The organism is Brevundimonas bullata, from assembly GCF_014207965.1.
Taxonomy (GTDB): Bacteria; Pseudomonadota; Alphaproteobacteria; order Caulobacterales; family Caulobacteraceae; genus Brevundimonas; species Brevundimonas bullata_A.
On the sequence record NZ_JACHLM010000002.1, the window covers coordinates 648,244 to 670,034 of the forward strand.

22 protein-coding genes are annotated in these 21,791 nt (G+C 65.5%); 5 read left to right on the forward strand and 17 right to left on the reverse strand.

Annotated elements, in window-relative coordinates; genetic code table 11:
• The first annotated feature begins 34 nt into the window (after nucleotides 1-34).
• Nucleotides 35-727, forward strand: a complete 693-nt coding sequence (lexA, locus tag HNP51_RS07720) for a transcriptional repressor LexA (RefSeq protein ID WP_184268729.1) — start codon at nucleotides 35-37, stop codon at nucleotides 725-727.
• Here lexA and HNP51_RS07725 read toward each other — a convergent pair.
• Complete coding sequence (locus HNP51_RS07725; RefSeq protein WP_184268731.1) at nucleotides 708-2,795, reverse strand: ComEC/Rec2 family competence protein; 2,088 nt, start codon at nucleotides 2,793-2,795, stop codon at nucleotides 708-710. The genes lexA and HNP51_RS07725 overlap by 20 nt on opposite strands.
• Nucleotides 2,796-2,874: 79 nt before the next feature.
• Between HNP51_RS07725 and gltX the strand changes: the two genes are divergently transcribed.
• From gltX to HNP51_RS07745, 4 genes are all read left to right on the forward strand, one after another.
• Nucleotides 2,875-4,290, forward strand: coding sequence for a glutamate--tRNA ligase (gene gltX, locus HNP51_RS07730; protein ID WP_184268733.1), 1,416 nt, complete (start codon nucleotides 2,875-2,877; stop codon nucleotides 4,288-4,290).
• Between the two features lie 65 nt (nucleotides 4,291-4,355).
• A complete protein-coding gene (gene gltA / locus HNP51_RS07735; RefSeq protein ID WP_184268735.1) occupies nucleotides 4,356-5,657 on the forward strand; it encodes a citrate synthase in 1,302 nt (433 codons plus the stop codon).
• A gap of 137 nt (nucleotides 5,658-5,794) precedes the next feature.
• Entirely contained in the window at nucleotides 5,795-5,968 is a 174-nt protein-coding gene (locus tag HNP51_RS07740) for a hypothetical protein (RefSeq protein WP_184268736.1), read from the forward strand.
• Between the two features lie 106 nt (nucleotides 5,969-6,074).
• The gene (locus HNP51_RS07745) at nucleotides 6,075-6,494 is read left to right on the forward strand and encodes a hypothetical protein (RefSeq protein WP_184268738.1); all 420 of its coding nucleotides are present in this window, start codon (nucleotides 6,075-6,077) and stop codon (nucleotides 6,492-6,494) included.
• Nucleotides 6,495-6,500: 6 nt separating this feature from the next.
• Here HNP51_RS07745 and lpxB read toward each other — a convergent pair whose 3' ends face one another.
• From lpxB to HNP51_RS07825, 16 genes are all read right to left on the reverse strand, one after another.
• Nucleotides 6,501-7,667 carry a lipid-A-disaccharide synthase gene (gene lpxB / locus HNP51_RS07750; RefSeq protein ID WP_184268740.1) on the reverse strand — a complete coding sequence of 389 codons (1,167 nt, stop codon included), beginning with the start codon at nucleotides 7,665-7,667 and terminating at the stop codon, nucleotides 6,501-6,503.
• Nucleotides 7,664-8,515 (reverse strand): UDP-2,3-diacylglucosamine diphosphatase, encoded by an 852-nt coding sequence (lpxI, locus tag HNP51_RS07755; protein ID WP_184268741.1) that lies wholly within the window; start codon nucleotides 8,513-8,515, stop codon nucleotides 7,664-7,666. The genes lpxB and lpxI overlap by 4 nt, the downstream gene beginning before the upstream one ends.
• A complete protein-coding gene (lpxA, locus tag HNP51_RS07760) occupies nucleotides 8,512-9,300 on the reverse strand; it encodes an acyl-ACP--UDP-N-acetylglucosamine O-acyltransferase (protein WP_184268743.1) in 789 nt (262 codons plus the stop codon). The genes lpxI and lpxA overlap by 4 nt, the downstream gene beginning before the upstream one ends.
• The gene (fabZ, locus tag HNP51_RS07765) at nucleotides 9,297-9,761 is read right to left on the reverse strand and encodes a 3-hydroxyacyl-ACP dehydratase FabZ (RefSeq protein WP_184268745.1); all 465 of its coding nucleotides are present in this window, start codon (nucleotides 9,759-9,761) and stop codon (nucleotides 9,297-9,299) included. Before fabZ ends, lpxA begins: the two co-directional genes overlap by 4 nt.
• Complete coding sequence (gene lpxD, locus HNP51_RS07770; protein WP_184268747.1) at nucleotides 9,758-10,771, reverse strand: UDP-3-O-(3-hydroxymyristoyl)glucosamine N-acyltransferase; 1,014 nt, start codon at nucleotides 10,769-10,771, stop codon at nucleotides 9,758-9,760. Before lpxD ends, fabZ begins: the two co-directional genes overlap by 4 nt.
• A gap of 10 nt (nucleotides 10,772-10,781) precedes the next feature.
• On the reverse strand, nucleotides 10,782-11,366 hold the full coding sequence (locus tag HNP51_RS07775; RefSeq protein ID WP_184268749.1) for an OmpH family outer membrane protein: 585 nt from the start codon (nucleotides 11,364-11,366) through the stop codon (nucleotides 10,782-10,784).
• 32 nt (nucleotides 11,367-11,398) lie between these two features.
• Nucleotides 11,399-13,798: an outer membrane protein assembly factor BamA gene (bamA, locus tag HNP51_RS07780; RefSeq protein ID WP_184268751.1), complete on the reverse strand. Its 2,400-nt coding sequence runs from the start codon at nucleotides 13,796-13,798 to the stop codon at nucleotides 11,399-11,401.
• A 53-nt stretch (nucleotides 13,799-13,851) separates the two neighbouring features.
• Nucleotides 13,852-15,078, reverse strand: coding sequence for an RIP metalloprotease (locus tag HNP51_RS07785; RefSeq protein ID WP_260398380.1), 1,227 nt, complete (start codon nucleotides 15,076-15,078; stop codon nucleotides 13,852-13,854).
• Nucleotides 15,079-15,092: 14 nt separating this feature from the next.
• Nucleotides 15,093-16,289: a 1-deoxy-D-xylulose-5-phosphate reductoisomerase gene (dxr, locus tag HNP51_RS07790; protein ID WP_184268753.1), complete on the reverse strand. Its 1,197-nt coding sequence runs from the start codon at nucleotides 16,287-16,289 to the stop codon at nucleotides 15,093-15,095.
• Nucleotides 16,286-17,104: a phosphatidate cytidylyltransferase gene (locus HNP51_RS07795; RefSeq protein ID WP_184268755.1), complete on the reverse strand. Its 819-nt coding sequence runs from the start codon at nucleotides 17,102-17,104 to the stop codon at nucleotides 16,286-16,288. The genes dxr and HNP51_RS07795 overlap by 4 nt, the downstream gene beginning before the upstream one ends.
• Nucleotides 17,104-17,871, reverse strand: a complete 768-nt coding sequence (uppS, locus tag HNP51_RS07800) for a polyprenyl diphosphate synthase (RefSeq protein WP_184268757.1) — start codon at nucleotides 17,869-17,871, stop codon at nucleotides 17,104-17,106. The genes HNP51_RS07795 and uppS overlap by 1 nt, the downstream gene beginning before the upstream one ends.
• A gap of 30 nt (nucleotides 17,872-17,901) precedes the next feature.
• On the reverse strand, nucleotides 17,902-18,459 hold the full coding sequence (gene frr, locus HNP51_RS07805; RefSeq protein WP_184268759.1) for a ribosome recycling factor: 558 nt from the start codon (nucleotides 18,457-18,459) through the stop codon (nucleotides 17,902-17,904).
• Nucleotides 18,460-18,498: 39 nt separating this feature from the next.
• Entirely contained in the window at nucleotides 18,499-19,236 is a 738-nt protein-coding gene (gene pyrH, locus HNP51_RS07810; RefSeq protein WP_184268761.1) for a UMP kinase, read from the reverse strand.
• A 139-nt stretch (nucleotides 19,237-19,375) separates the two neighbouring features.
• Nucleotides 19,376-20,317, reverse strand: coding sequence for a translation elongation factor Ts (gene tsf / locus HNP51_RS07815; RefSeq protein WP_184268763.1), 942 nt, complete (start codon nucleotides 20,315-20,317; stop codon nucleotides 19,376-19,378).
• A 102-nt stretch (nucleotides 20,318-20,419) separates the two neighbouring features.
• The gene (gene rpsB / locus HNP51_RS07820) at nucleotides 20,420-21,265 is read right to left on the reverse strand and encodes a 30S ribosomal protein S2 (protein WP_184268765.1); all 846 of its coding nucleotides are present in this window, start codon (nucleotides 21,263-21,265) and stop codon (nucleotides 20,420-20,422) included.
• A 164-nt stretch (nucleotides 21,266-21,429) separates the two neighbouring features.
• Nucleotides 21,430-21,780, reverse strand: coding sequence for a GFA family protein (locus tag HNP51_RS07825; RefSeq protein ID WP_184268767.1), 351 nt, complete (start codon nucleotides 21,778-21,780; stop codon nucleotides 21,430-21,432).
• Nucleotides 21,781-21,791: the final 11 nt, after the last annotated feature.

Sequence of the window (21,791 nt, forward strand, 5' to 3'; positions counted from 1 at the left end):
ACGGTTCACGCCTTGTTCTGGAAGCCTTGCGCCCATGCTCACCAAGAAGCAGCACGAACTCCTGATGTTCATTCACGAACGCATTCAGGAAACGGGCGTCTCGCCCTCCTTCGACGAAATGAAGGAGGCGCTGGATTTGGCGTCCAAGTCGGGCATCCACCGCCTGATCACGGCGCTGGAGGAACGCGGCTTCATCCGCCGTCTGGCCCACCGCGCCCGCGCGCTGGAAGTCGTCAAGTTGCCGGAACAGGCCACGGCCGGTGCGCCGCGCGGGCATGCGGGCTTCAAGCCCGGCGTGATCGAAGGCGGCGGTCGCCCCCGAGCCGCCGAGCCGGCCAACGACACCCGCGACCTGGCCCTGATGGGCAAGATCGCCGCCGGCACCCCCATCGACGCCATCGAGCATGAAACGGCCCGCTATCCGGTGCCGGAAGCCATGCTGGGCGCGGGCGAACACTACCTGCTGGAGATCGAGGGCGACTCAATGATCGAGGCGGGCATCCTCAACGGCGACATGGTCATCATCAAATCGACCGCCGACGCCTCGTCGGGCGAGATCGTGGTGGCGCTGGTCGAGGGCGAACAGGCGACGCTGAAGCGCCTGCGCAAGAAGGGCGCCTCCATCGCCCTGGAGCCCGCCAACCGCAACTACGAGACCAAGATCTACGGCTCGGATCAGGTCGCGGTTCAGGGCAAGCTGGTCGGCCTTATCCGCCGCTATCACTGAAGTCGGGATCGGCCTGACGCGTCCAGGGCCTCTGCCCCCGCACGTCGGCCGCCCACACCGCCCTCCAGCCCGTCCCGACGCGCCACAGTTCGACCGAACCGCCGCGGGCGTAGTCCAAGCCGTCCAGCACAAGCCGGTCGATGCATGACGATGGCAACGTCGCCAGTTCAGCGCGGCTGCTGACGACCTCTGCCGAGCGGCACATCGCGTCCAGTTGCTCGGCCGTCGGCGCCTTCTTTCCCCACCACAGAGCGATCGGCCCAGCCGCTTCCGGCGCACAGAAGGATCGCTTGCAGGTCCAGCCTTCTTCCGGCCTTGGCGTCAGGTCCAGCCCGCGCCTCCGCGACCACAGGTCCGCAGCGAACTGTCGCACGCCAGGACGCACCACGACCGCCGCCCCTGCCTGATGAAAGGCCGCATTGGTCCCTCCATCGCCGATCCACAGGTCGGGCGCCGCCGGCCTCGGCCAGATCAGCACCGCCGCCGCCAGCGGCAGGCCCAGCCACCTCAACCGCCCGCGCCACAGGCAGATGAACAAGATGCCGAGGAAGGCCGCCGGCAGAGCCGCCGCCGGCGCGCTCGCCACCGTCTGCACCGCGCCCGGCAGACCCGCGGTCCAGTGGCCGATGGCCAGCATCATCTCCACCCCCTTGCCCGCCAGCCAAAGGAAGGGCGCGCCCAGCCCCAACGGCTCCAGCGCCGCCCCCAACGCCAGCGCCGGCATCAGGATGAAGTCCGCGATCGGGGCCGTCCCCAGATTGGCGATCAAGCCATAGACCGCCGTCCGGTTGAAATGCTGCATGGCGAATGGGCCCGTCGCCATGCCCGCCACCAGACTGGCGGTGCAGGCGACCACCAGCCAGTTGCCCAGGCGCTGCGTCGCCACAATGGGCCATGGCGCCGAAATCTCCTTGATCCGTCGTGGCCAGACCTCGACCAGCGCCACCAAGGCCGCCGTCGCCGCGAACGACATCTGGAACCCCGGTGTGACGATGGCCTCGGGCTGTAACAACAGCACCGCGAAGGCCGCCACCGCCAGAGCGTGCATGGTCACCGCCTGCCGATCCAGCAGGATGGCGACAAAGGCGATGGAGGCCGTGATCGCCGACCGTTCCGCCGGCGGCGGCGCGCCCGACACCACCAGATAGGTCCCGACCGCGATCAGGCCCGCGACCGCCGCCACCTTCTTGCCCGACACCCGCAGCGCCAGCCAGGGCCAGGCCGCCACGCCCAGCCGAACGGCGAAGAAGACGAAGCCCCCGACGATGGCCATGTGCAGCCCCGAGATCGACAGGATGTGCGCCAGCCCGGAATCGCGCATGGCGTCCAGATCCTCGCGCCCGATCCAGGTCTCGTGCCCCGTGGTCATGGCGGCGGCGATCCCGCCTGTCCTCTCGCCCAACCGAGCCACGATACGCTGCGCCAGAGCATAGCGCGCCGCATTGATTTTCATCGTCATCCGCACTCGCCACGGCGGCTCGCGCAGGACCGTTGGCCGCGTCTGCCCCAGAGCGAACAGCGTCCCGCTCATGCCTTGGAAATAGGCGTTGCGGCCAAAGTCATAGGCCCCCGGACTGGCTGGCGACGGCGGCGGGTTCAGAATACCAAACAGTCGCACCGCCGTCCCCGGCGCCGGCGGCTCGCCCCGCACCGTGGCCCGCAAGCGCACTGGCGTCGCCTCGGGCGTCAGCCCTCTGATCCGCACCGGCGCCACGACGATTCGCGCCCCGCGTTCGCCCGGACTATCGACGTCGATGACCCAGGCCTCGACGACGGTCGGCTCGGCCAAGGCCGGCGCAATCGGCCCGCTGACCGCCTCGGTCCTCAGCTTGGCCACCGCCGCCCCGCCGCACAGACAGGCCAGCATCAGCAAGATCAGCGTCCAGCGCCTCGCCAGACCGAACCGCCGCGCCGCCAGCCAGGCCCCGCCGCTCAGCCCCGCCGCCCCGATCAACGGCCAGAGCGCCGGTTCGCTCTTCAAGGCGAAATAGGCCGCGCACCCGCCGCCAAAGAAGACCGGCGCCCACAACCGCCAGCGATCCGTCTGCGCCGCGGCTTCGGCGCGCACGGCGTCAAGAACCCTTAAGGCAAGGCTTCGCTTTGGCGCGCGCGGGCGTATAAGGACCTCCGCAACGGACCCCTTGTTTATGACCTCCTCTTCTTCGACAGTCGTCACCCGCTTCGCCCCCTCGCCGACAGGCTACCTGCATATCGGCGGCGCGAGAACCGCGTTATTCAACTGGCTGTACGCCAAGAGTCGGGGCGGAAAATTCCTGATCCGCGTCGAGGACACGGACCGTGAACGCTCGACCGACGATGCCGTGAAAGCCATCTTCGACGGCCTGTCCTGGCTGGAACTGTTCGGCGACGAAGATCCCGTCTTCCAGTTCGCCCGCGCCGACCGTCACCGCGAAGTCGCCGAGCAACTGCTGGCATCGGGCCATGCCTACCGCGACTACCTAAGCGCCGAGGAAACCGGCGCCCTGCGCGACGCCGCCAAGGCCGAGGGCCGCGACTTCGTTTCGCCCTGGCGCGACCGTGAACCGAGCGTCGATGACCTGGTCAAGCCATTCACCGTCCGCTTCCGCCGCCCGCTGGACACCTCCGTCCTGGTCGAGGATGCGGTTCAGGGCGCGGTGCGCTGGGATTCAGGCTCTCTGGACGATCTGGTCATCCTGCGCTCGGACGGCGCTCCGACCTATAATCTCGCCGTGGTGGTGGACGACCACGACATGGGCGTGACCCACGTCATTCGCGGCGACGACCACCTGAACAACGCCGCCCGCCAGAGCCTGATCTACGACGCGCTCGGCTGGACCCGGCCGACCTTCGCCCACATCCCGCTGATCCACGGCCCCGACGGCGCCAAGCTGTCCAAGCGCCACGGCGCGCAGGCGGTGCATGAATACGCCGAGATGGGCTACCTGCCCGAGGCCATGCGCAACTATCTGGCGCGCCTGGGCTGGGCCCATGGCGACGATGAACTGTTCAGCGACGAGCAGGCCATTGAATGGTTCGACCTTCCCGGCATCGGCAAGGCGCCGGCCCGCCTCGACTTCGACAAGCTGGCCCACGTCAACGCCCACTGGATCCGATTGGCCGACGACGACCGTCTGGCCAAGCTGACCCTGGACGCTCACCTGACTAAGGGGCGCGCCCTGCAACCCGATGACGAGGCCCGCCTGTTGCGTGCCATGCCCTTCGTCAAGGATCGCGCCAAGACCATCGTGGAACTGGCGACCCAGACCGATTTCGTGCTGAAGGCCCGCCCGCTGGCGCTAGACGACAAAACCCGCGGTCTGCTGGACGGCGAAGGGGGGGATAGAATTTCACGACTCCGTGAGCGACTACGCCTTTTCCAGAGCTGGGACGTCTTCGCCCTTGAAACCGAGCTTAAAGTTTTTGCAGAAGAAGAAGGCGTAGGCTTCGGAAAAATAGGGCCTTCAATGCGAGGCGCTCTCACGGGCGGTTCCGTCTCGCCGGACATCGCCCGAATTCTGGCGGCATTGGGGCGCGACGAAAGTCTCGGGCGCTTGGATGATGCGCTGCAACAAGATAAGTGAACACCCATAACCACGCAGGCTGGACGCCTCCCCGCGCCCGGCCGGAAGAAAAATAAGGGGCCTAGATGACTGAACAAGCGAAACCCGCCGGTACGGCGACCTTCTCGTACGGCGACAAGAACGTCGAACTTCCCGTCCTTTCGGGCTCCACCGGACCGGACGTCGTCGACATCCGCAAATTGTACGCCGCGACCGGCGCCTTCACCTTTGACCCCGGCTTCACGTCGACGGCGGCGTGCGAAAGCGCCCTGACCTTCATCGACGGCGACGAAGGCGTTCTGCTGCACCGCGGCTATCCGATCGACCAACTGGCGTCGCAGTCGAACTTCCTGGAAGTCTGCCACCTGCTGCTGCACGGCGAACTGCCGACCGCCGCCCAGTTCGAGAAGTTCGAAGAGAGCGTCACGCGGCACACCATGCTGCACGCCCAGTTCGACCGCTTCTTCGAAGGCTTCCGTCGCGACGCCCACCCGATGTCGATCATGGTCGGCACCGTCGGCGCCCTGTCGGCCTTCTACCACGACAGCCTCGACATCCATGATCCGGTGCAGCGCGACATCTCGGCCATCCGTCTGGTCGCCAAGATGCCGACAATCGCCGCCCGTGCGTACAAGTACCACGTCGGCCAGCCCTTCATCTCGCCGCGCAACGACCTGTCGTACGCCGAGAACTTCCTGCGCATGTGCTTCGCCGTCCCGGCCGAGGACTATGTGGTCGATCCGGCCCTGGTTCGCGCCATGGACCGCATCTTCACCCTGCACGCCGACCACGAGCAGAACGCCTCGACCTCGACCGTCCGTCTGGCCGGTTCGTCGGGCGCCAACCCGTTCGCCTGTATCGCCGCCGGCATCGCCTGCCTGTGGGGCCCGTCGCACGGCGGCGCCAACGAAGAGGCGCTGAACATGCTCAAGGAAATCGGTACGCCGGACCGTATTCCCGAGTTCATTCAGGGCGTTAAGGACAAGAAGTACAAGCTGATGGGCTTCGGCCACCGCGTGTACAAGAACTACGATCCGCGCGCCAAGGTCATGCAGCAGTCGGCCTACGAAGTGCTGGCCGCCACGGGCCGCGAGAACGATCCGCTGTTCCAGGTAGCCAAGGAACTGGAGCGCGTCGCCCTGTCGGACGAGTACTTCACCTCGCGCAAGCTGTTCCCGAACGTCGACTTCTATTCGGGCATCACCCTGTCGGCCATGGGCTTCCCGACCACCATGTTCACCGTCCTGTTCGCCCTGGCCCGCACCGTGGGCTGGATCTCGCAATGGCAGGAAATGATGGCCGACCCGTCGCAGAAGATCGGTCGCCCGCGTCAGCTCTACACCGGCCCGACGCAACGCGATTATGTGCCGATCGAACAACGCGGCTAATCACGCCGTGTCGGGTCGAGAAGGCTGAGCCTTCTGACCACGGCCCTACAAAATCAAGAACGCCGGGGCGAAAGCTCCGGCGTTTTTTGTTCTCGGAACACGCCGCCGAGGCGGCTGCGATGTGCTAGGAACCCCGGATGAGCGACCACAACGACGACGCCCCCGCCGCAGAAACCCCGGCCCAGAAGGCGCTCCGCCTGAAACAGGCCGCCCTGAAAGCCCGCTCTGGCCCGCCCCAGAAAGGCGGCCTCAAGCGTGACCAGTCGGTCACCGTGAAGTCCGGCTCCAACAAGCCGTGGATGACGCGCTAGATCGCTGAAGCTCTCGAACGTGGGCAATGGTTTGATGACTCGATCGCTGTAGGGTCTTCATCGGTCATTGCTAAGCTGACCCTAGTTCATTTCTGGAGAGCCGCTCATGATCGTTCTAGTCGCCGCCATGGCCCTCCAAACTCAGGTCGTGACGCCGCCTCGTGGACCTCAATCCGTCGAGGAGATCCAAGCCATCTCGCAGTACATCGCGGCGATCAGCATGAAAGCCTCTATTCTTCGGGCATGTGAAGGATTCGTGGCGCCCAACGCCCTCGATGATCTACGATCTGGCCTGACCGACTTGGCCGAGATCGCTCATGTAAAACAGCGTTTTGCTGAAATGGCCGACACGATGATCGCCGCGTCCGCCAATCAAGCGCCCCCTTTCGAGGGAGAAGCTTCAGAAGCCAAGTGTAAAACCTACCTTGGGCTCGCTGACGGCAGCCTTGAGGAATACCTCCCCCGCTTCCGCGAAATCCTGCCCATCTTCGTCGGTGAAGTCAGGTCAGTTTCGGACAGTCTCTAAACTGCCTTAGACGGCGCTGGCCGCGATCACCCGCAGCACCGCGTCCGCCGCCAGTTCGGACGGATCAGGTCCGCCGCGCCCCATCAGGTCCAGCGCCGCCGTCTGGCGCGCGGCCTGATCGGCGGCGGCCTGGGGGTCGGACAGCAGGCGACCGACAGCCTCGGTCAATTTCTCGGGCGTGGCCTCGTTCTGGATGAACTCAGGCGCGATGCGGTCGTCGGCGGCGATGTTGAACAGGGTGATGTGCTTGGCCGTCACCAGGTTCTTCATAAGGGCATAGCTGAGCCCGTCGATCTTGTAGGCTATGACCATGGGCGCGCCAGCCAGGGCCAGCTCGGTCGAGACCGTGCCGCTGGTGGCCAGGGCGACATTGGCGGCCTTCATCGCGTCGTACTTGTCAGCCTCCTGCACCAGGTGGGCGCGGAAGGGCCAGGCGGCGACACGGCCGGCGACATCGGCGGCGACGGTGCCGGCGGCGACGACAGCCACTTCCAGGGACGGCGTCGTCGCCTTTAGTCGCTTCACCGTCGCCTCAAAAACAGGCGTCATCCGACTGATTTCACTAGGACGACTGCCCGGCAGGACCAGCAGCAGAGGCGCATCGGCGGCGATGCCGCGCGCGGCGCGGAATCGGGCGCCGTCAGCGCCGGCCATATCGACGTGCAGGGCCTGAGACCCCACGACGGTGGTCGGCAGGCCCTCGCGCTCGAACCAGGGCGCGTCGAAGCTGTAGAGCGACAGCAGGTGATCGACGCTGGCGGCCAGGGTCTTGGCCCGCCCCGGACGCGAGGCCCAGACCTGGGGTCCGACGTATTTGATCAGCGGCACGCCTGGCAGGACTTCCCGCAGCGCCTTGGCCACGCGGATGGTGAAGCCCCAGCTGTCGATCAGGACGACGGCGTCCGGCTGCTCGGCCTTGGCCAGCGCGACCGTGTCGGCCACCCGCCGCTTGACCAGACCATAGGCCTTCAGACCCTCGATCCAGCCCAGAATGGACAGTTCGGCGATGTCGAACGGGCTGGCGACGCCTTCAGCCGCCATCTTGGGGCCGCCAACGCCGACGAAGCTGACGTCCGCGCCCAGCCGTGTCTTCAGGGCCTTCGCCAGACCGGCGCCCAGGGCGTCGCCCGAGGCCTCGGCGGCGACCAGCATGATCTTCAGCGGACGGCTCATTGCGCCACGCCCCAGACGAACAGGCCCAGACGGTCAGCCGCCTCGACCAGAGCCTCGTGATCAATGATGATCAGCCGCCCGGCGAAACCGCCAATGCCCGCCAGCCCGGCGGCGGCCGCCAGCTCGACCGTGCGCGGCCCGATGACGGGCATGTCCACCCGCAAATCCTGGATCGGCTTGGGCGCCTTGCCCAGCGCCCCCTTCAGCGCCCCGGGTGCGCCATGCAGGTCAGCGGGCAGCCCCGCCACCCGACGCAGCATCTCGTCGGTGCCTTCCTGCGCCTCGACCGCCAGCACCAGTCCGTCGCAAACGACCGCACCCTGGCCGATATCCAGTTCACCTGATTTTTCCGCGACGTGCAGCGCCTTCTTCAGGTCTTGAAGCTGCTCGACTGTCGGCGTGACCGCGCCCAGGGCCCCCGCCGCCAGCGCCTCTCCGCCCAGTATGTCGTCCGCGCCCTCGACCGCATAACCCTCGGCCTCGAACACCGACAGGATCTTGCGCAACAAGGCGTCGTCGCCCTTGGTCGCCGCCGCCACGATGCCAGGCAGCAGGGTCGCCCCCTTGAAATCAGGCTTCAGGGTCTTGAAATCAGGCCGGTTCACATAGCCCGCGAAACAGACCGCCTCACAGCCCTCGGCCTTCATCGCCTTCAGGATACGGCCGATCTCGGCCATGCCGAACTCTTCGCCCGGCCAGCGCACCAGATGCTCGTCGGCGAAGCCCGCCAGACGGATGATGAAGACCGCCCGCCCCTCGGCTTCGCACCGCGCCGCAATACGGATCGGCAAATCACCGGAACCCGCGATCAGAGCCAGCTTGGGCGCCCCAGAAGCCGGGCTTGTCATTCCGCGTCCGGCAAGCAGAGCGGCCGCTTGGCGCCGTCGCGAATGAAGGCGACGATCTCCATGATCTCGGGCAGGTCGGCATAGGCGGTCTCGACCCGGTCCAGACGCTCGGCGAAGACGCCCTCGCCCTCGAACAGGTCGCGATAGGCGGCCAGCAGACGACGCACCGCGTCCTTGCCGTAGCCCTTGCGCTTCAACCCGATCAGGTTGAGGCCGTGCAGGCTGGCGTGGTTGCCCCAGGCCGAGCCATAGGGGATGACGTCGCGCGTCACGGCGGCCAGACCGCCGACGATGGCGCCCTGCCCCACCCGACCGTTCTGGTGCACGGCGCACAGGCCGCCCAGGAAGACCTTGTCGCCGACGTGGGCGTGACCGCCCAGGGTGGCGTTGTTCGCCATGACGACATTATCGCCGACGACGCAGTCGTGACCGACGTGGGCGCCGGTCATGAACAGGCCGTTGGAGCCGACCCGCGTGACGCCCGTTCCCTGCGGCGTGCCGCGGTTGAAGGTGGCGTGTTCGCGGATGACGTTGTCCGCCCCGATCTCCAGCCGCACCGGCTCGCCCTTGTAGCCGTTATGCTGCGGGTCGCCGCCGATGACGGCGAAGGGATGGATGACCGTCCGCGCGCCGACGCTGGTGTCCTGCTGAACAACCACATGGCTGACCAGCTTGACGCCCTCGGCCAAAGTCACGCCCGGGCCGACGATGCACCAGGGGCCAATCACGACACCGTCGGCGATCTGGGCCGAGGCGTCGACGACGGCGGTCGGGTGGATGGTCACTGGGCGGGTTCCGCCACGGTGACGACCATGGCCATGAACTCGGCCTCGGCGGCCAGCTTGCCGTCGATGAAGGTCTCGCCACGGAACTTGTAGGCGTCGCCACGCGCGCGGATCACCTTGACCTCCATGCGCAGCTGATCCCCCGGACGGGCGGGCTTGCGGAAGCGCACGCCGTCGATCGACATGAACATGATGACCTTGTCGGCCACCGCCACGTTCAGCGACTTGGACATCAGCAGGGCGCCCGTCTGGGCCATGGCCTCGACGATCAGGACACCCGGCATGACCGGGTCGATCGGGAAGTGGCCGGGGAAGAAGGGTTCGTTGTGCGTGACGTTCTTGATGCCGACGATCGAGGTCGCCGCCACGAAGTCCTCGGCCTTGTCGACCAGCAGGAAGGGATAGCGATGCGGCAGGCGACGCATCACCTCGGCGTAGTCGATCTTGTTTTCGTCGCTCATGATTCTTTCGCGCCCTTTTTCTGGGACGCCTGTTTGGCCAGCCAGATGGCTTCGCGCAAGGATTGGCGCAGGGGTTTTGCGGGATAGCCGGACCAGGTTTCGCCCGGCGGAATGTCGGCCAGGACGCCGCCGCCCGCGGCGACGCGCGCGCCCTCGCCGATGGTGATGTGGTCACCCACGCCGGCACGCCCGCCAAAGATGCAGTTGTCGCCGGTCGTGACCGAACCCGCCAAGCCGGCGTGGCCGGCCATCAGGTTGTTGCGGCCGATGACGCAGTTGTGGCCGATCATGACCAGATTATCGATCTTGGTGTTCTCGCCGATGACCGTGTCGCCATAAGCGCCGCGGTCGATGCAGGAGTTGGCGCCGACCGTCACGCCGTCTTGCAGGATGACGCGCCCGAGCTGCGGAATGTCCACCGGGCCAGCCCTGGACGCGGCGGCGCCGAAGCCCGCCTCGCCGATCCGCGCGCCCGACAGCAGCTTCACCCGGTCGCCCAGCAGGGCGAAGCCGATGGAAACGTTGGATCCGATCAGGCAGTCGCGACCGATCTGAACGCCGGGACCGACCACGGTATTGGCGCCGATGCGCGTGCCGCGACCGATGCGAACGCCCTCGCCCAGCACGACGCCGGGCTCAATGACGACGCTGTCGTCCTCGACCGCATCGGCCACGCTGGCGGCGCGATCCAGACGGATCGGTTGGTGCAGCAGGGCCGAGGCGCGCGCCCAGGCGGCCTGGGCCTCGCCCGACACGATCACCGCCGCACCCGCAGGCGCCGCATCGACGGCCGACGAAGGCACGATGACGCATCCCGCTTGCGTCTCAGCCAAGGCCGACGCGAATTTGCGGTCACCCAAAAACGCAATCGCGCCCCGGTCCGCAGTGGACAGGGGCGCAACGGCCGAGATGACGACTTCGCCGCCCCGAGCCACCTCCTCGCCGATGTGCTCGGCGAGGGCGGCGACCGTGAGGGGCGACAGGGTCTGAAAGAACCTCGGATCGGGCATGTGGCCCGTCTTACGACTGCGGCTGAGCCGGAACCGGCATGCGGTTGAAGCTCAGCGTCGGCAAGGCTGCATTCAGACGCTGGATAACCAGCGACGTCACATCCATGGCTGGATTCATGATGAAGACGCTTTCGCGGTCAACCAGGATGCCGCAGCCCTTTTCTTGATAGACGGCGACCAGAATCGGCTCGATGGCTTCCGAGATCTTCTTGCGCTGCTCACCGAGAGTGTAGCGCAGCTCGTTGTCGCGGGTCTGTTCCAGCTGTTGAGCTTCCTGGGCGCGCTGCTGCAGAGCCTGACGGCGCTGGTTCAGTTGGTCTGCCGGGATGGTGGCCGCGCCTTGCTGCAGGGCCTGATACTCGGTCTGCAGCTGCGTGGCGTAGGGCGCGATCTCACCCTGAACTTCCTGGGCCAGTTGTTCCATTCGCGTCTGAACGGCCTGGCCGACGGTCGATTGAGCCAGGGCCTGCTGGTTGAAATAGACGCAGACGCCGGGGATCACCGGACCGGGGTTGGCGGGGCCTTGCGCCTGAGCCAAGGCCGACGACGCGGCGAGCGAAGCGATAGCGAAGGCGCCGATAGCAAACAGTTTCATCTTGAACCTTTGAGCAGTCTGGGAGGCTGCGGTTAGAACTGGGTCGAGGTGGAGAAGCGGAAGGTCTCGGTCTTGTCGTAGTCTTCCTTCGACAGAACCTTGGAGAGGTCGAAGCGGATCGGTCCCATGGGCGACCGCCAGTGGATGCTGACGCCGGCCGCTGCGCGCAGGGCCAGGTTGTCGACGATGTTCGGGTTGGGCTGACCGGTGACCGAGTTGACCATGTAGCGGTCGTCCAGCATGCCCAGGGTGCCGACATCGGCGAACAGCGAAGTCTTGATGCCGTACTCTTCCGGCAGGTAGTTCGGCACCGTCAGTTCAACCGTGCCGATGGCGTAGAAGTTGCCGCCCAAGGCGTCAGTCGTCGTCAGGTCGCGTGCGCCCATGCCGGCCGTCTCGAAGCCGCGGAAGGTGTTTCCGCCCTTGAAGAAGCGGTCGTTGATGCGAATAGGGTCGCCGTTCCAGCCGCTGACATAGCCCGTCGAACCTTGCAGGCTGACCACCCAGCGCGGGCTGAAGCCGTGATACCAGGAGGCGTCCGCCTCGGTCTTCAGATAGTTCACGTCGCCGCCGATACCGGCGAAGTCCTGACGAAGCGATGCCGACCAGCCGCGCGTCGGACGGACCGGATCGTTCGTCCGGTTGACCAGAAGCGTATAGCCCGCCGACGAGTTCATGAAGGACCCGGCCTGGTCACATAGCGCTGACGAGCCGGTCCCGTTGCAGTAGCCGGACGGGATGATGACTTCGTCCGACTTCAGGAAGTAGCGCACGCTAAAGGACGAATAGCCGTTCAACGGGTAGCTGAGACGCAGACCTCCGCCGGTCGAACGATAGTCGTAGGAGGAATACTCACTCAGGTCGTAGCGGGTATGGAACAGGTCAAAGCCAGCCCGCAGATCGCGCCCCAGGAACTTAGGCTCAGTGAAACGGAAGTCGATCTGCTGACGCAGCGACCCCCATTCCGCCCGCGCCACGAAGTTCTGACCACGACCGCGGAAGTTGCGCTCGGTGATGCCCAGGTTCAGCACGAAGGAGTCGACCGAGCTGAACCCGGCGCCCACGGACAGTTCGCCGGTGGGCTGTTCCTCGACGGTGACGTTCACGATCGAACGGTCGGGCGCGCTGCCGCGCGTCTCCTCGATCTTGACGTCCTTGAAGAAGCCCAGGGCGCGTAGGTTGTTGCGCGAACGCTCCACCAAAGAGCGGTTGAAGGCGTCGCCCTCGCCGACCATCAGCTCGCGACGGATAACCGAGTCCAGAGTCCGCGTGTTTCCGACCACGTTGATACGGTCGATATAGACCCGCTGGCCCTCCTTAACGTTGAAGGTCACGTCGACCTGGTCCGTTTCGGGATTGGCGCGATAGGTCGGGTTGATCTCGACAAAGGCGTAGCCAGCCGAGCCCGCCGCGAAGGTCAGGGTATCGACTGCGCTTTGGATCCGGTCGCTTTCATACAGGTCGCCCGTACGGATCGGCAGCAGACGCGTCAGGAAGTCGGCGTTCAGACGGTCGCTTTCGGTGACGACCTTCACTTCGCCAAAGTTATAACGGTCGCCCTCATCCAGCGTCAGCGTCATGCCGAAGGCGCTGTTGTCAGGCTTCAATTCGGCCACCGACGACAGGATGCGGAAATCGTAATAGCCCCGGTTCGTATAGAATTTCCGCAGTTGCTCGCGGTCGTAATCCAGACGGTTCGGGTCGTAGTTGTCGTTAGAGCTGAACAGACGCCACCAGCTGGACTCCTTGGTGACCATGACCTCACGCAGATCACTGTCCGAGAAGGCCGTATTGCCCAGGAAGGCGATGGCGGCGACGCCGGTCTCTGGCCCCTCGTCGATCTCGAACACCACATCGACGCGGTTCTGGTCCAGTTGAACCAGCTTGGGCGTGACGGTCGCTGAAATACGGCCGGACAGGCGGTAAAGCTCGACGATCTTGCCGACGTCCTCCTGGACGCGAGCGCGCGTGTAGATGCCGCGCGGCTTGATCGTGACCTCGTCAGTCAATTTCTTGATGGCGAGGGCCTTGTTACCCTCGAACGTGACCTGGTTGATAATCGGGTTTTCAGCGATCTCGACAATCAGGTCGCCGTTGGGCTGAAGACCCAGTTGCACGTTAGCGAACAGGCCGGTGCGCGAAAGGGTGCGGACCGCGACGTCGATGGTCGCAGCGTCGATGGTGTCGCCCGGCTGGATCGGCAGATAGGACAGGACCGTGGTCTGATCGATGCGCTGATTGCCGCGCACCACGATGCGGTTGACGACGGCGCGATCCTCGGCCGGAGCGGCAACGACCACCTGCGGGTCCTGCTGGGCAGCCGCCGGCGTGGCGACCGGCGCTGACTGGGCCAGGGCGGGTCCAGCCAGACCGGCGGCGACGACCAGAGCCAATGCGCTGGGTCCAAGGATACGGCCACGGGTTCGGATCATGAGGCGACTGTCGTTCTGAATCATTCGGGGAACCATCGGGGGCTGGCGTCGGCTCACGAGACGAGCCCGCCGAGGAATTTGAAGAGATTGAGTTTCTGCAGGTCGTTCCAAGTCGCGAACAACATTAAACTGGCCAGCAAAGCAAGACCGACACGATATCCCGCTTCCTGAACCTTGGCCGCAACCGGCCTGCGCGCCACCGCCTCATAAGCATAGAACATCAGATGCCCCCCATCCAAAACCGGAACGGGCATGAGATTTAAAAAACCGATTCCGACCGAAAGTATGGCGGCGAAGCTGGTCAGCGTCAGCAGAAGATTTCCAACCATAGCCAGCGGATCAGGGTTCGCGGCCACCGCCGCGTTGGTCAGAGCGCCAGAAGCCTTGGCGATTCCCAGCGGACCGCTGAACTGATCACCCGATTCGCGCCCCGTGAAGATGCGGCCGATGTAGGTGAAGGTGGTGCTGAGGATATTGCCAGTCTCCTGGAACCCACGGCCGACGGCGGCGATCGGCCCATAACGGACATGACGCACTTCATCGCGACTGGATCCCAGGGCGAGACCGATACGGCCAACCGAGACCCGTCCGGCGATGGGGTTTTCTTCGATCTTGCGTTCCGGCGTCGCCGTCAGCTGCACGTCGGCGCCCGCGCGTTCGACTGTGAAGCGGACTGGATCGCCGCTGCTCAGCGCCACGACCTGGGTCACCTCACCTCCGTCAGCGATCAGCTTGCCGTTGACGTGAGTGATGAGATCGCCAGGCTGGAAGCCCGCGGTCGCAGCCGGAGAATCCGGTTGAACCTGCATGACGCGAGCAGGACGAAGCTCCACCCCGACCAGGCTGAACAGCAGGGTGAAGATGACGATGGCCAGCACGAAGTTGGCGATCGGACCGCCCGCAACGACCAAGGCGCGTTGCCACAAAGGTTTGAAATACAGGTAGTCTTTTTCAGCACCAGGCCCGTCAGCGGCCACGAGCTCCTGTTTCAGCGCATCCAGACCCGCCTTGTCCGGCACGCCGGTCGCATCCAGATCACCGGCGAACTTGACGTAGCCGCCCAGCGGAAGCCAGCCGAGACGCCATTCGACGCCCTGCTTGTCCGTGCGCTGGAAGATGGCTCGACCAAAGCCGATGGAGAACCGCTCCATCTTCACGCCAAAGGCGCGCGCCGTCAGGAAGTGGCCCAGTTCGTGAATGGTGACGACCAGGGTCAGCACCAGCAGGAACGGCACGACATAGATCAGGGCCTGCCCAAGAACACCTAGCATCCCAGTCATGTCTCCTGTCGCCCTCAGGCAGCAATCGCGAGCGAGGCGATGATGTCGTTCGCAATCCGTCGGGCCGCCGCGTCCACGGCCAGGGCCGCATCGCAGGCGTCGTCGGAACCGGAACTCACCCCCGAAATCGTCGCGCGTTCCAAGGTGTCGGCGACGACTGCGGCAATATTGAGAAAGCCCAGCCGCCGGTCAAGGAAGGCCAGGGCCGCCACTTCGTTGGCCGCGTTGAAAACAATGGGCGCCGCGCCCCCCGCCGCCAGGGCTTCGCGCGCCAGCTTGAGCGCCGGGAAGCGCGCCATATCTGGTGCCTCAAAGGTCAGACGACCCAGCGCCGCAAGGTCCAGCCTGGGCGCGGGCCAGGCCATCCGGTCGGGCCAGGCCAGGGCGCAGGCGATCGGCGTCTTCATGTCAGGCGGGCCCATCTGGGCCAGGGTCGAACCGTCCACATATTCCACAAGGCTGTGGATGATTGATTCGGGATGGACCACCACGTCGATCCGCTCGCCCGACATGGCGAACAGATAGGCCGCCTCGATCAGTTCCAGACCCTTGTTGGCCATGGTGGCGCTGTCGACCGAGATCTTGGCGCCCATGCTCCAGTTCGGATGAGCCACGGCCTGTTCCGGCGTGATCCGGCCCATTGCCTCGCGCGGGAGGGTGCGGAAGGGGCCGCCCGATGCGGTCAGAACCAGCTTCGACACCTGTTCCGGCGACTCGGCGGGAAAGACCTGGAAGATCGCGGAATGTTCGGAGTCGACCGGGATCAGTTTGCCGCCGCTGCGCTTGACCCGCTCGATCAGGGCCGGGCCGCAGCAGACCAGGCTTTCCTTGTTGGCCAAGGCCAAGGTCGCGCCCGTTCCAGCCGCAGCCCAGGCCGAGCGCAGGCCGGCGGAACCGACGATAGAGGCCATGACCCAGTCCACGGGCCGCGTCGCAGCCTCGACGATGGCTTCGGGTCCAGCGGCGATCTCGACGTCCGTTCCGGCCAGGGCTTCACGCAGTTCCGACAGCCGAGAGGGATCAGCCGTCACCGCCAGCTTGGGTCGCCAGCGGCGGGCCTGTTCGGCCAGACGGGCGATATTATTTCCACCGGTCAGAACCTCGACCTGAAACGCGCCGGAACCGGCGGCCTCGGCCTGATCCATCAGGTCCAGCGTCGAAGTCCCGACCGAGCCGGTCGAGCCCAGCACGCTGACCTTGCGGGTGATCATGTCCCCTGCCCCAGCATCAGGACGATCACGCGCCCAGCAGCCACGACCACGACCGCGAACATCAGGCCGTCGACCCTGTCCAGCAGGCCGCCGTGGCCGGGAATGATGTTGCCCGCGTCCTTGACCCCAAAGCGGCGCTTCAGCGCCGACTCCCACAGGTCGCCCGCCATGGTGGCCAGAGCCGCCGTCAAGCCCAGGACGCCGCCCCAGAAGGCGTTCAGACGGCCCATCTCAAGCCAGCCCGCCATGGCGGCCCCGGCGATCATCCCGGCGACCAGGCCGCCGATGAAGCCCGACCAGGTCTTGTTGGGTGAAAAGCGCGGCCACAGCTTGGGCCCGCCCACGGCGCTGCCGACCAGATAGGCCAGAATGTCCGCCGACCAGGCCACAGCAAAGACCAGCACGGTCCAATAGAGGCCCTGAGCCTCGTTCAGATCGCGCAGCCAGATCAACAGGACGCAGGGCCAGCCGATGTAGAGCACGCCATAGGCCGCATCCAGAGCCTCGGCCCCGCGCGACCGGGCGAACAAGCCTGCCGCCAAAGCGCCGAAGACCAACAGGATCAGCGCCAGCGACATCTGGCCGATATGGGCGGCGATCACCGCGGTAATCAGCGCCAGAGCGACAGCAGCGCCCACCGAGCGCCAGAAACGCGGCGCGCTCATCCGCGCCCACTCAAACGCCAGCAGGCCGCAGGCCGCGACAACCAGAGCGCAGAACCAGCCGCCGCCGGCCCAGGTAGCCAGCACCGCCGCGGGTGCGAGCACCACGGCAGAGGCCGCTCTCAGGCCGATGTCACCGATCTTCAACGCCATCAGCCTACCGCCGTCTTCGCTGTAGCCGCGTCTGGCAGCGCTTCGCGTCCGCCGTATCGCCGCTCGCGATTACCATAGAGAGACACCGCCTCGCCCAGCGCCTCAGCGCCATAGTCCGGCCAGAGGATGTCCTGAAACACCAGTTCAGCGTAGGCGGCTTCCCACAACAGGAAGTTGGACAGCCGCTGCTCACCCGAGGTCCGCACGATCAGATCGACCGGCGGCGCGCCGGCGGTCGACAGACCCGCGCCGAGGTCATCCTCGGTCACGTCGCGGCTGAGCTGCCCTGCATGCGCCTGATCGACCAGCCGCTGAGCCGCGTCCACCAGATCGGCGCGACCGCCGTAGTTGAACGCCACCTGCAGCAGGAAGCGTTCATTGTGCGCCGTCTGCGCCTCGGCCCGATCCACGATGGCGGCGATGTCGCTGGGCAGACCCTTGCGACGGCCCAGGACACGCACCCGCACGCCCGCCGCCTCTAACCGCTTCAGGTCGCTGCCGACAAACGAACGCACCAGACCCATAAGGTCCGACACCTCGTCCGCCGGACGGCTCCAGTTCTCGGTCGAGAACCCGAACACCGTCAGGCAGCGGATGCCGAAATCCGGCGCCGCCTTGATCGTACGACGCAGCGCCTGGACCCCCTCACGGTGGCCCATGACGCGCGGCAAGCCGCGACGCTCGGCCCAGCGACCGTTGCCGTCCATGATCAGGGCGACGTGACGAGGCCCCTTCTCAGGCGCCATGGCGACGGTCTCGGCCGACATTGCTTAGCTACCTCCCGACGCTAGCTTGCGTCAGACCTGCATGATCTCGACTTCCTTGACCTTCAAGGCCTCGTCGATCTTCTTGATGGCGGCGTCCGTGTCCTTCTGGACCTCGGCTTCCATCTTCTTCTGTTCGTCCTGGCTGATCTCAGTCGCCTTCTCGGCCTTTTTCAGGTCGTCGTTGGCGTCACGACGCACGTTGCGCACAGCGATCTTCTGCTGTTCGGCGTACTTGCCGGCCAGCTTGACCAGGTCCTTGCGGCGCTCTTCGGTCAGCGGCGGCACCGGAATGCGCAGGGTCTGGCCGTCGACGATCGGGTTCAGGCCCAGGCCGGCGGCGCGAATGGCCTTCTCGACCGGCCCCACCATGCCCTTGTCCCAGACGCTGACCGAGATCATGCGCGGTTCAGGCACGCTGATGGCGGCCACAGCGTTCAGCGGCGAGCTGGTGCCGTAGGCTTCGACCTGAACCGGATCCAGCAGACCCGAGTTGGCCCGACCCGTGCGCAGACCGCCGAAATCTTCCTTCAGCGAGGCGACGGCTTTTTCCATCCGGTCGCGATAGGTCTTGAGGTCGGGCTTGGCCATGGTGATTGTCCTTGGTCTGTCGTTCGGGTCGAGAGCCGCTTAAGCGGCCTTGTTGGTAATGACGGTGAAAGTGCCCTCGCCGCGCAGCGTCCGGCGCAGCGAGTCTTCTTCCTGGATAGAGAAGACAACGATGGGAATGTCGCTGTCGCGCATCAGGGCGATGGCCGAGGCGTCCATGACGCGCAGGTCCTTGGCCAGGACTTCCTGATAGGTCAACGTCTCGTAACGGGTGGCGGTCGCATCCTTCTTGGGGTCGGCGGTATAGACGCCGTCCACGCTGGTCCCCTTCAAAAGGGCGTCGCAGCCCATTTCGGCGGCGCGCAACGCGGCCCCCGAGTCGGTCGTGAAGAAGGGCGCGCCCACGCCGGCGGCGAAAATCACCACCCGGCCCTTTTCCAGATGCCGCATGGCGCGGCGACGGATGTAGGGTTCGGCGATGGCGGCCATGGGAATGGCGCTCTGGACCCGCGTATCGACGCCGATCTTCTCGAGCGCGCCCTGCATGGCCATGGCGTTCATGATGGTGGCCAGCATGCCCATGTAGTCGGCGTTGGCGCGGTCCATGCCTTCAGCGGCCTTCGACAGGCCGCGGAAGATGTTGCCGCCGCCGATGACCAGGCAGATCTCGACGCCTTCGCGCGCCACCTGGGCTACAGCCGCCGCCACGACGTCGACGGTCTTCATGTCGATGCCGTAGGCTTGATCGCCCATCAGGACCTCGCCCGAGACCTTGAGCAGGACGCGCTTATATCGGAACTCGGAAGGGGCGTCGGGCATGGGTCTGGGTCCGTGGATACTGGGGTTAGGCATCCGCGCGAGGTGAATCGGCGGTTCATCATAGACGAAGGGCGCGTCAGCCATCAAAGCCGAACGCGCCCTTTTGAAAATTCTTCCCTTTCAGGAAGAAACTTCGGTGTTAGTTGCCGCCCGTCATCGAGGCCACTTCGGCCGCGAAATCAAGAGCCTCAACCTTCTCGACGCCTTCGCCCAGAGCCAGACGGACGAAGCCGGCCAGCTTGAGGTTCGAGGAGCCGAGTTCCTTGGCCGAGTTGGCGACCAGTTGTTCGATGGTCACGTCCGGGTCCATCACGAACGGCTGCTTCGACAGCACCACGTCCTTCTGGAACTTGTTGATCTGACCTTCCACGATCTTCTCGATCATGTTTTCCGGACGGCCTTCTTCCTTGGCCTTTTCGGTCAGGACCGTACGTTCCTTCTCGATGGCGGCCGGGTCCAGGTCGTCGGTGTTCAGCGACAGCGGCGCCGTGGCGGCGACGTGCATGGCGATCTTGCGGCCCAGTTCGCGCAGAGCAGTCTTGTCGCCCTCGCCTTCCAGAGCCACCAGCACGCCGATGCGGCCGAGGCCCGGCGAGACAGCGTTGTGGACGTAGGTGGCGACGACGCCTTCCGACACCGACAGGCGGGCGGCGCGACGCAGCTGCATGTTCTCGCCGATGGTGGCGATCATGTTCGTCACTTCGTCCTGGATCGTCTTGCCGGCTTCCAGTTCGGCGCCGTGCAGGGCTTCGACCGAGTGGTGGTCCAGGCCGTGCTGAGCGAACGACTTGGCGGCGTTCTGGAACAGGTCGTTACGGGCGACGAAGTCGGTTTCGGCGTTGAATTCGATCGCGGCGGCGACTTCACCCTTGCCGTCTTCCTTCGAAGCGACGGCGACCAGGCCTTCAGCGGCGACGCGGTCAGCCTTCTTGGCGGCCTTGGACAGGCCCTTGGCGCGCAGCCAGTCGATCGATGCTTCGATGTTGCCGTCGTTTTCGACCAGCGCCTTCTTGCAGTCCATCATGCCGACGCCCGAACGCTCGCGAAGTTCCTTCACGAGGGCGGCAGTGATCTCGGCCATGTTCAGTCTCCTGGAAAATCAGATGAGCGGCCGGGCTTGAATAGCCCGGCCGCATGTCAGTTTAGCGGTAGGCCCGATCACCGACCGGGCCTGGAGAGCGTCTTAGCCCTCGGCCTTTTCTTCAGTCGCCAGCATTTCTGCGGCTACAGCTTCCGTACCGGCCGGAGCAACTTCGGCTTCAACCGGAGCGGCAGCGGCTTCACGCAGCATGGGCTCAACCGGAGCTTCCGAAGCGCCCAGGTCGATGCCCGAGGCCGAAGCGCCGGCAGCCAGACCGTCCAGGACGGCATCGGCGATCAGGTCGCAGTAGGTCTGGATGGCGCGGGCGGCGTCGTCATTGCCCGGGACCGGGTAGGTGATGCCGTCCGGATCCGAGTTGGTGTCCAGGATAGCGATGATCGGAATGTTCAGCTTGCGAGCTTCCTGGATCGCGATCGCTTCCTTGTTGGTGTCGATCACGAACATGATGTCCGGGATCGAACCCATGTCCTTGATGCCGCCCAGCGACAGCTCAAGCTTGTCCTTCTCGCGCTGCAGCGTCAGCAGTTCTTTCTTGACGCGGCCTTCGCCGCCGTTGGCCAGCAGGCCTTCCAGTTCACGCAGACGAGCGATCGAGCCCGAGACGGTGCGCCAGTTGGTCAGCGTGCCGCCGAGCCAGCGGTTGTTCATGTAGTATTGAGCGCAGCGCGTGGCGGCTTCAGCCACCGGGCCAGCAGCCTGACGCTTGGTGCCGACGAACAGAACGCGACCGCCCTTGGCGGCGACGTCACGCACAGCCACCAGAGCCTGGTGGAACAGCGGCATCGTCTGCGACAGGTCGATGATGTGGATGTTCGAGCGCGAGCCGAAGATGTAGCGGTCCATCTTCGGGTTCCAGCGGTGCGTCTGGTGACCGAAGTGAGCGCCGGCTTCCAGCAGCGTACGCATCGAGAATTCTGGCAGTGCCATGATCGTGGTGTCCTTTTTCCGATCAAACCTAGCGTGGGCGAGTAAAAGGACCTGCGGTCCCTCGGAACGGTGCAGGCCGGGATGTCTCCCCGGACCGCGCCACGCCCACGTGCGAAGTGCGCGCGCTCTCTAGGCGGATTGAACGGAAAAGGCAAGCCAATCAGTCAGAAGCTGCGCCCGTCCACCCGCTTGGCGGTCCAGCCCCAGGGCTCCACGTCCGTCAGCGTCCGCACATTGATCGCCGCCACCTCGGACCCGTCCGGCGCCACGCCGTAACCGAACGGCTGAACGCCGCAGGTCTTGCAGAAGCGATGGTCGATCTTGTGCTGGTTGAAGAAGTAGGAGGTTGTGGCCTCCTCGCCCGCCATCAGCTGAAAAGCGGCGCGCGGCGCGAAGGCAAGAACGAAGCCTTTGCGATAGCAGTGCGAGCAATTGCACTCGATCAGGCCCTCCAGCCCGACCTCGACCTCATAGGCCACTGCGCCGCAGTGGCAGGAACCCTTATGCACGGCCATGGTCGATCCTC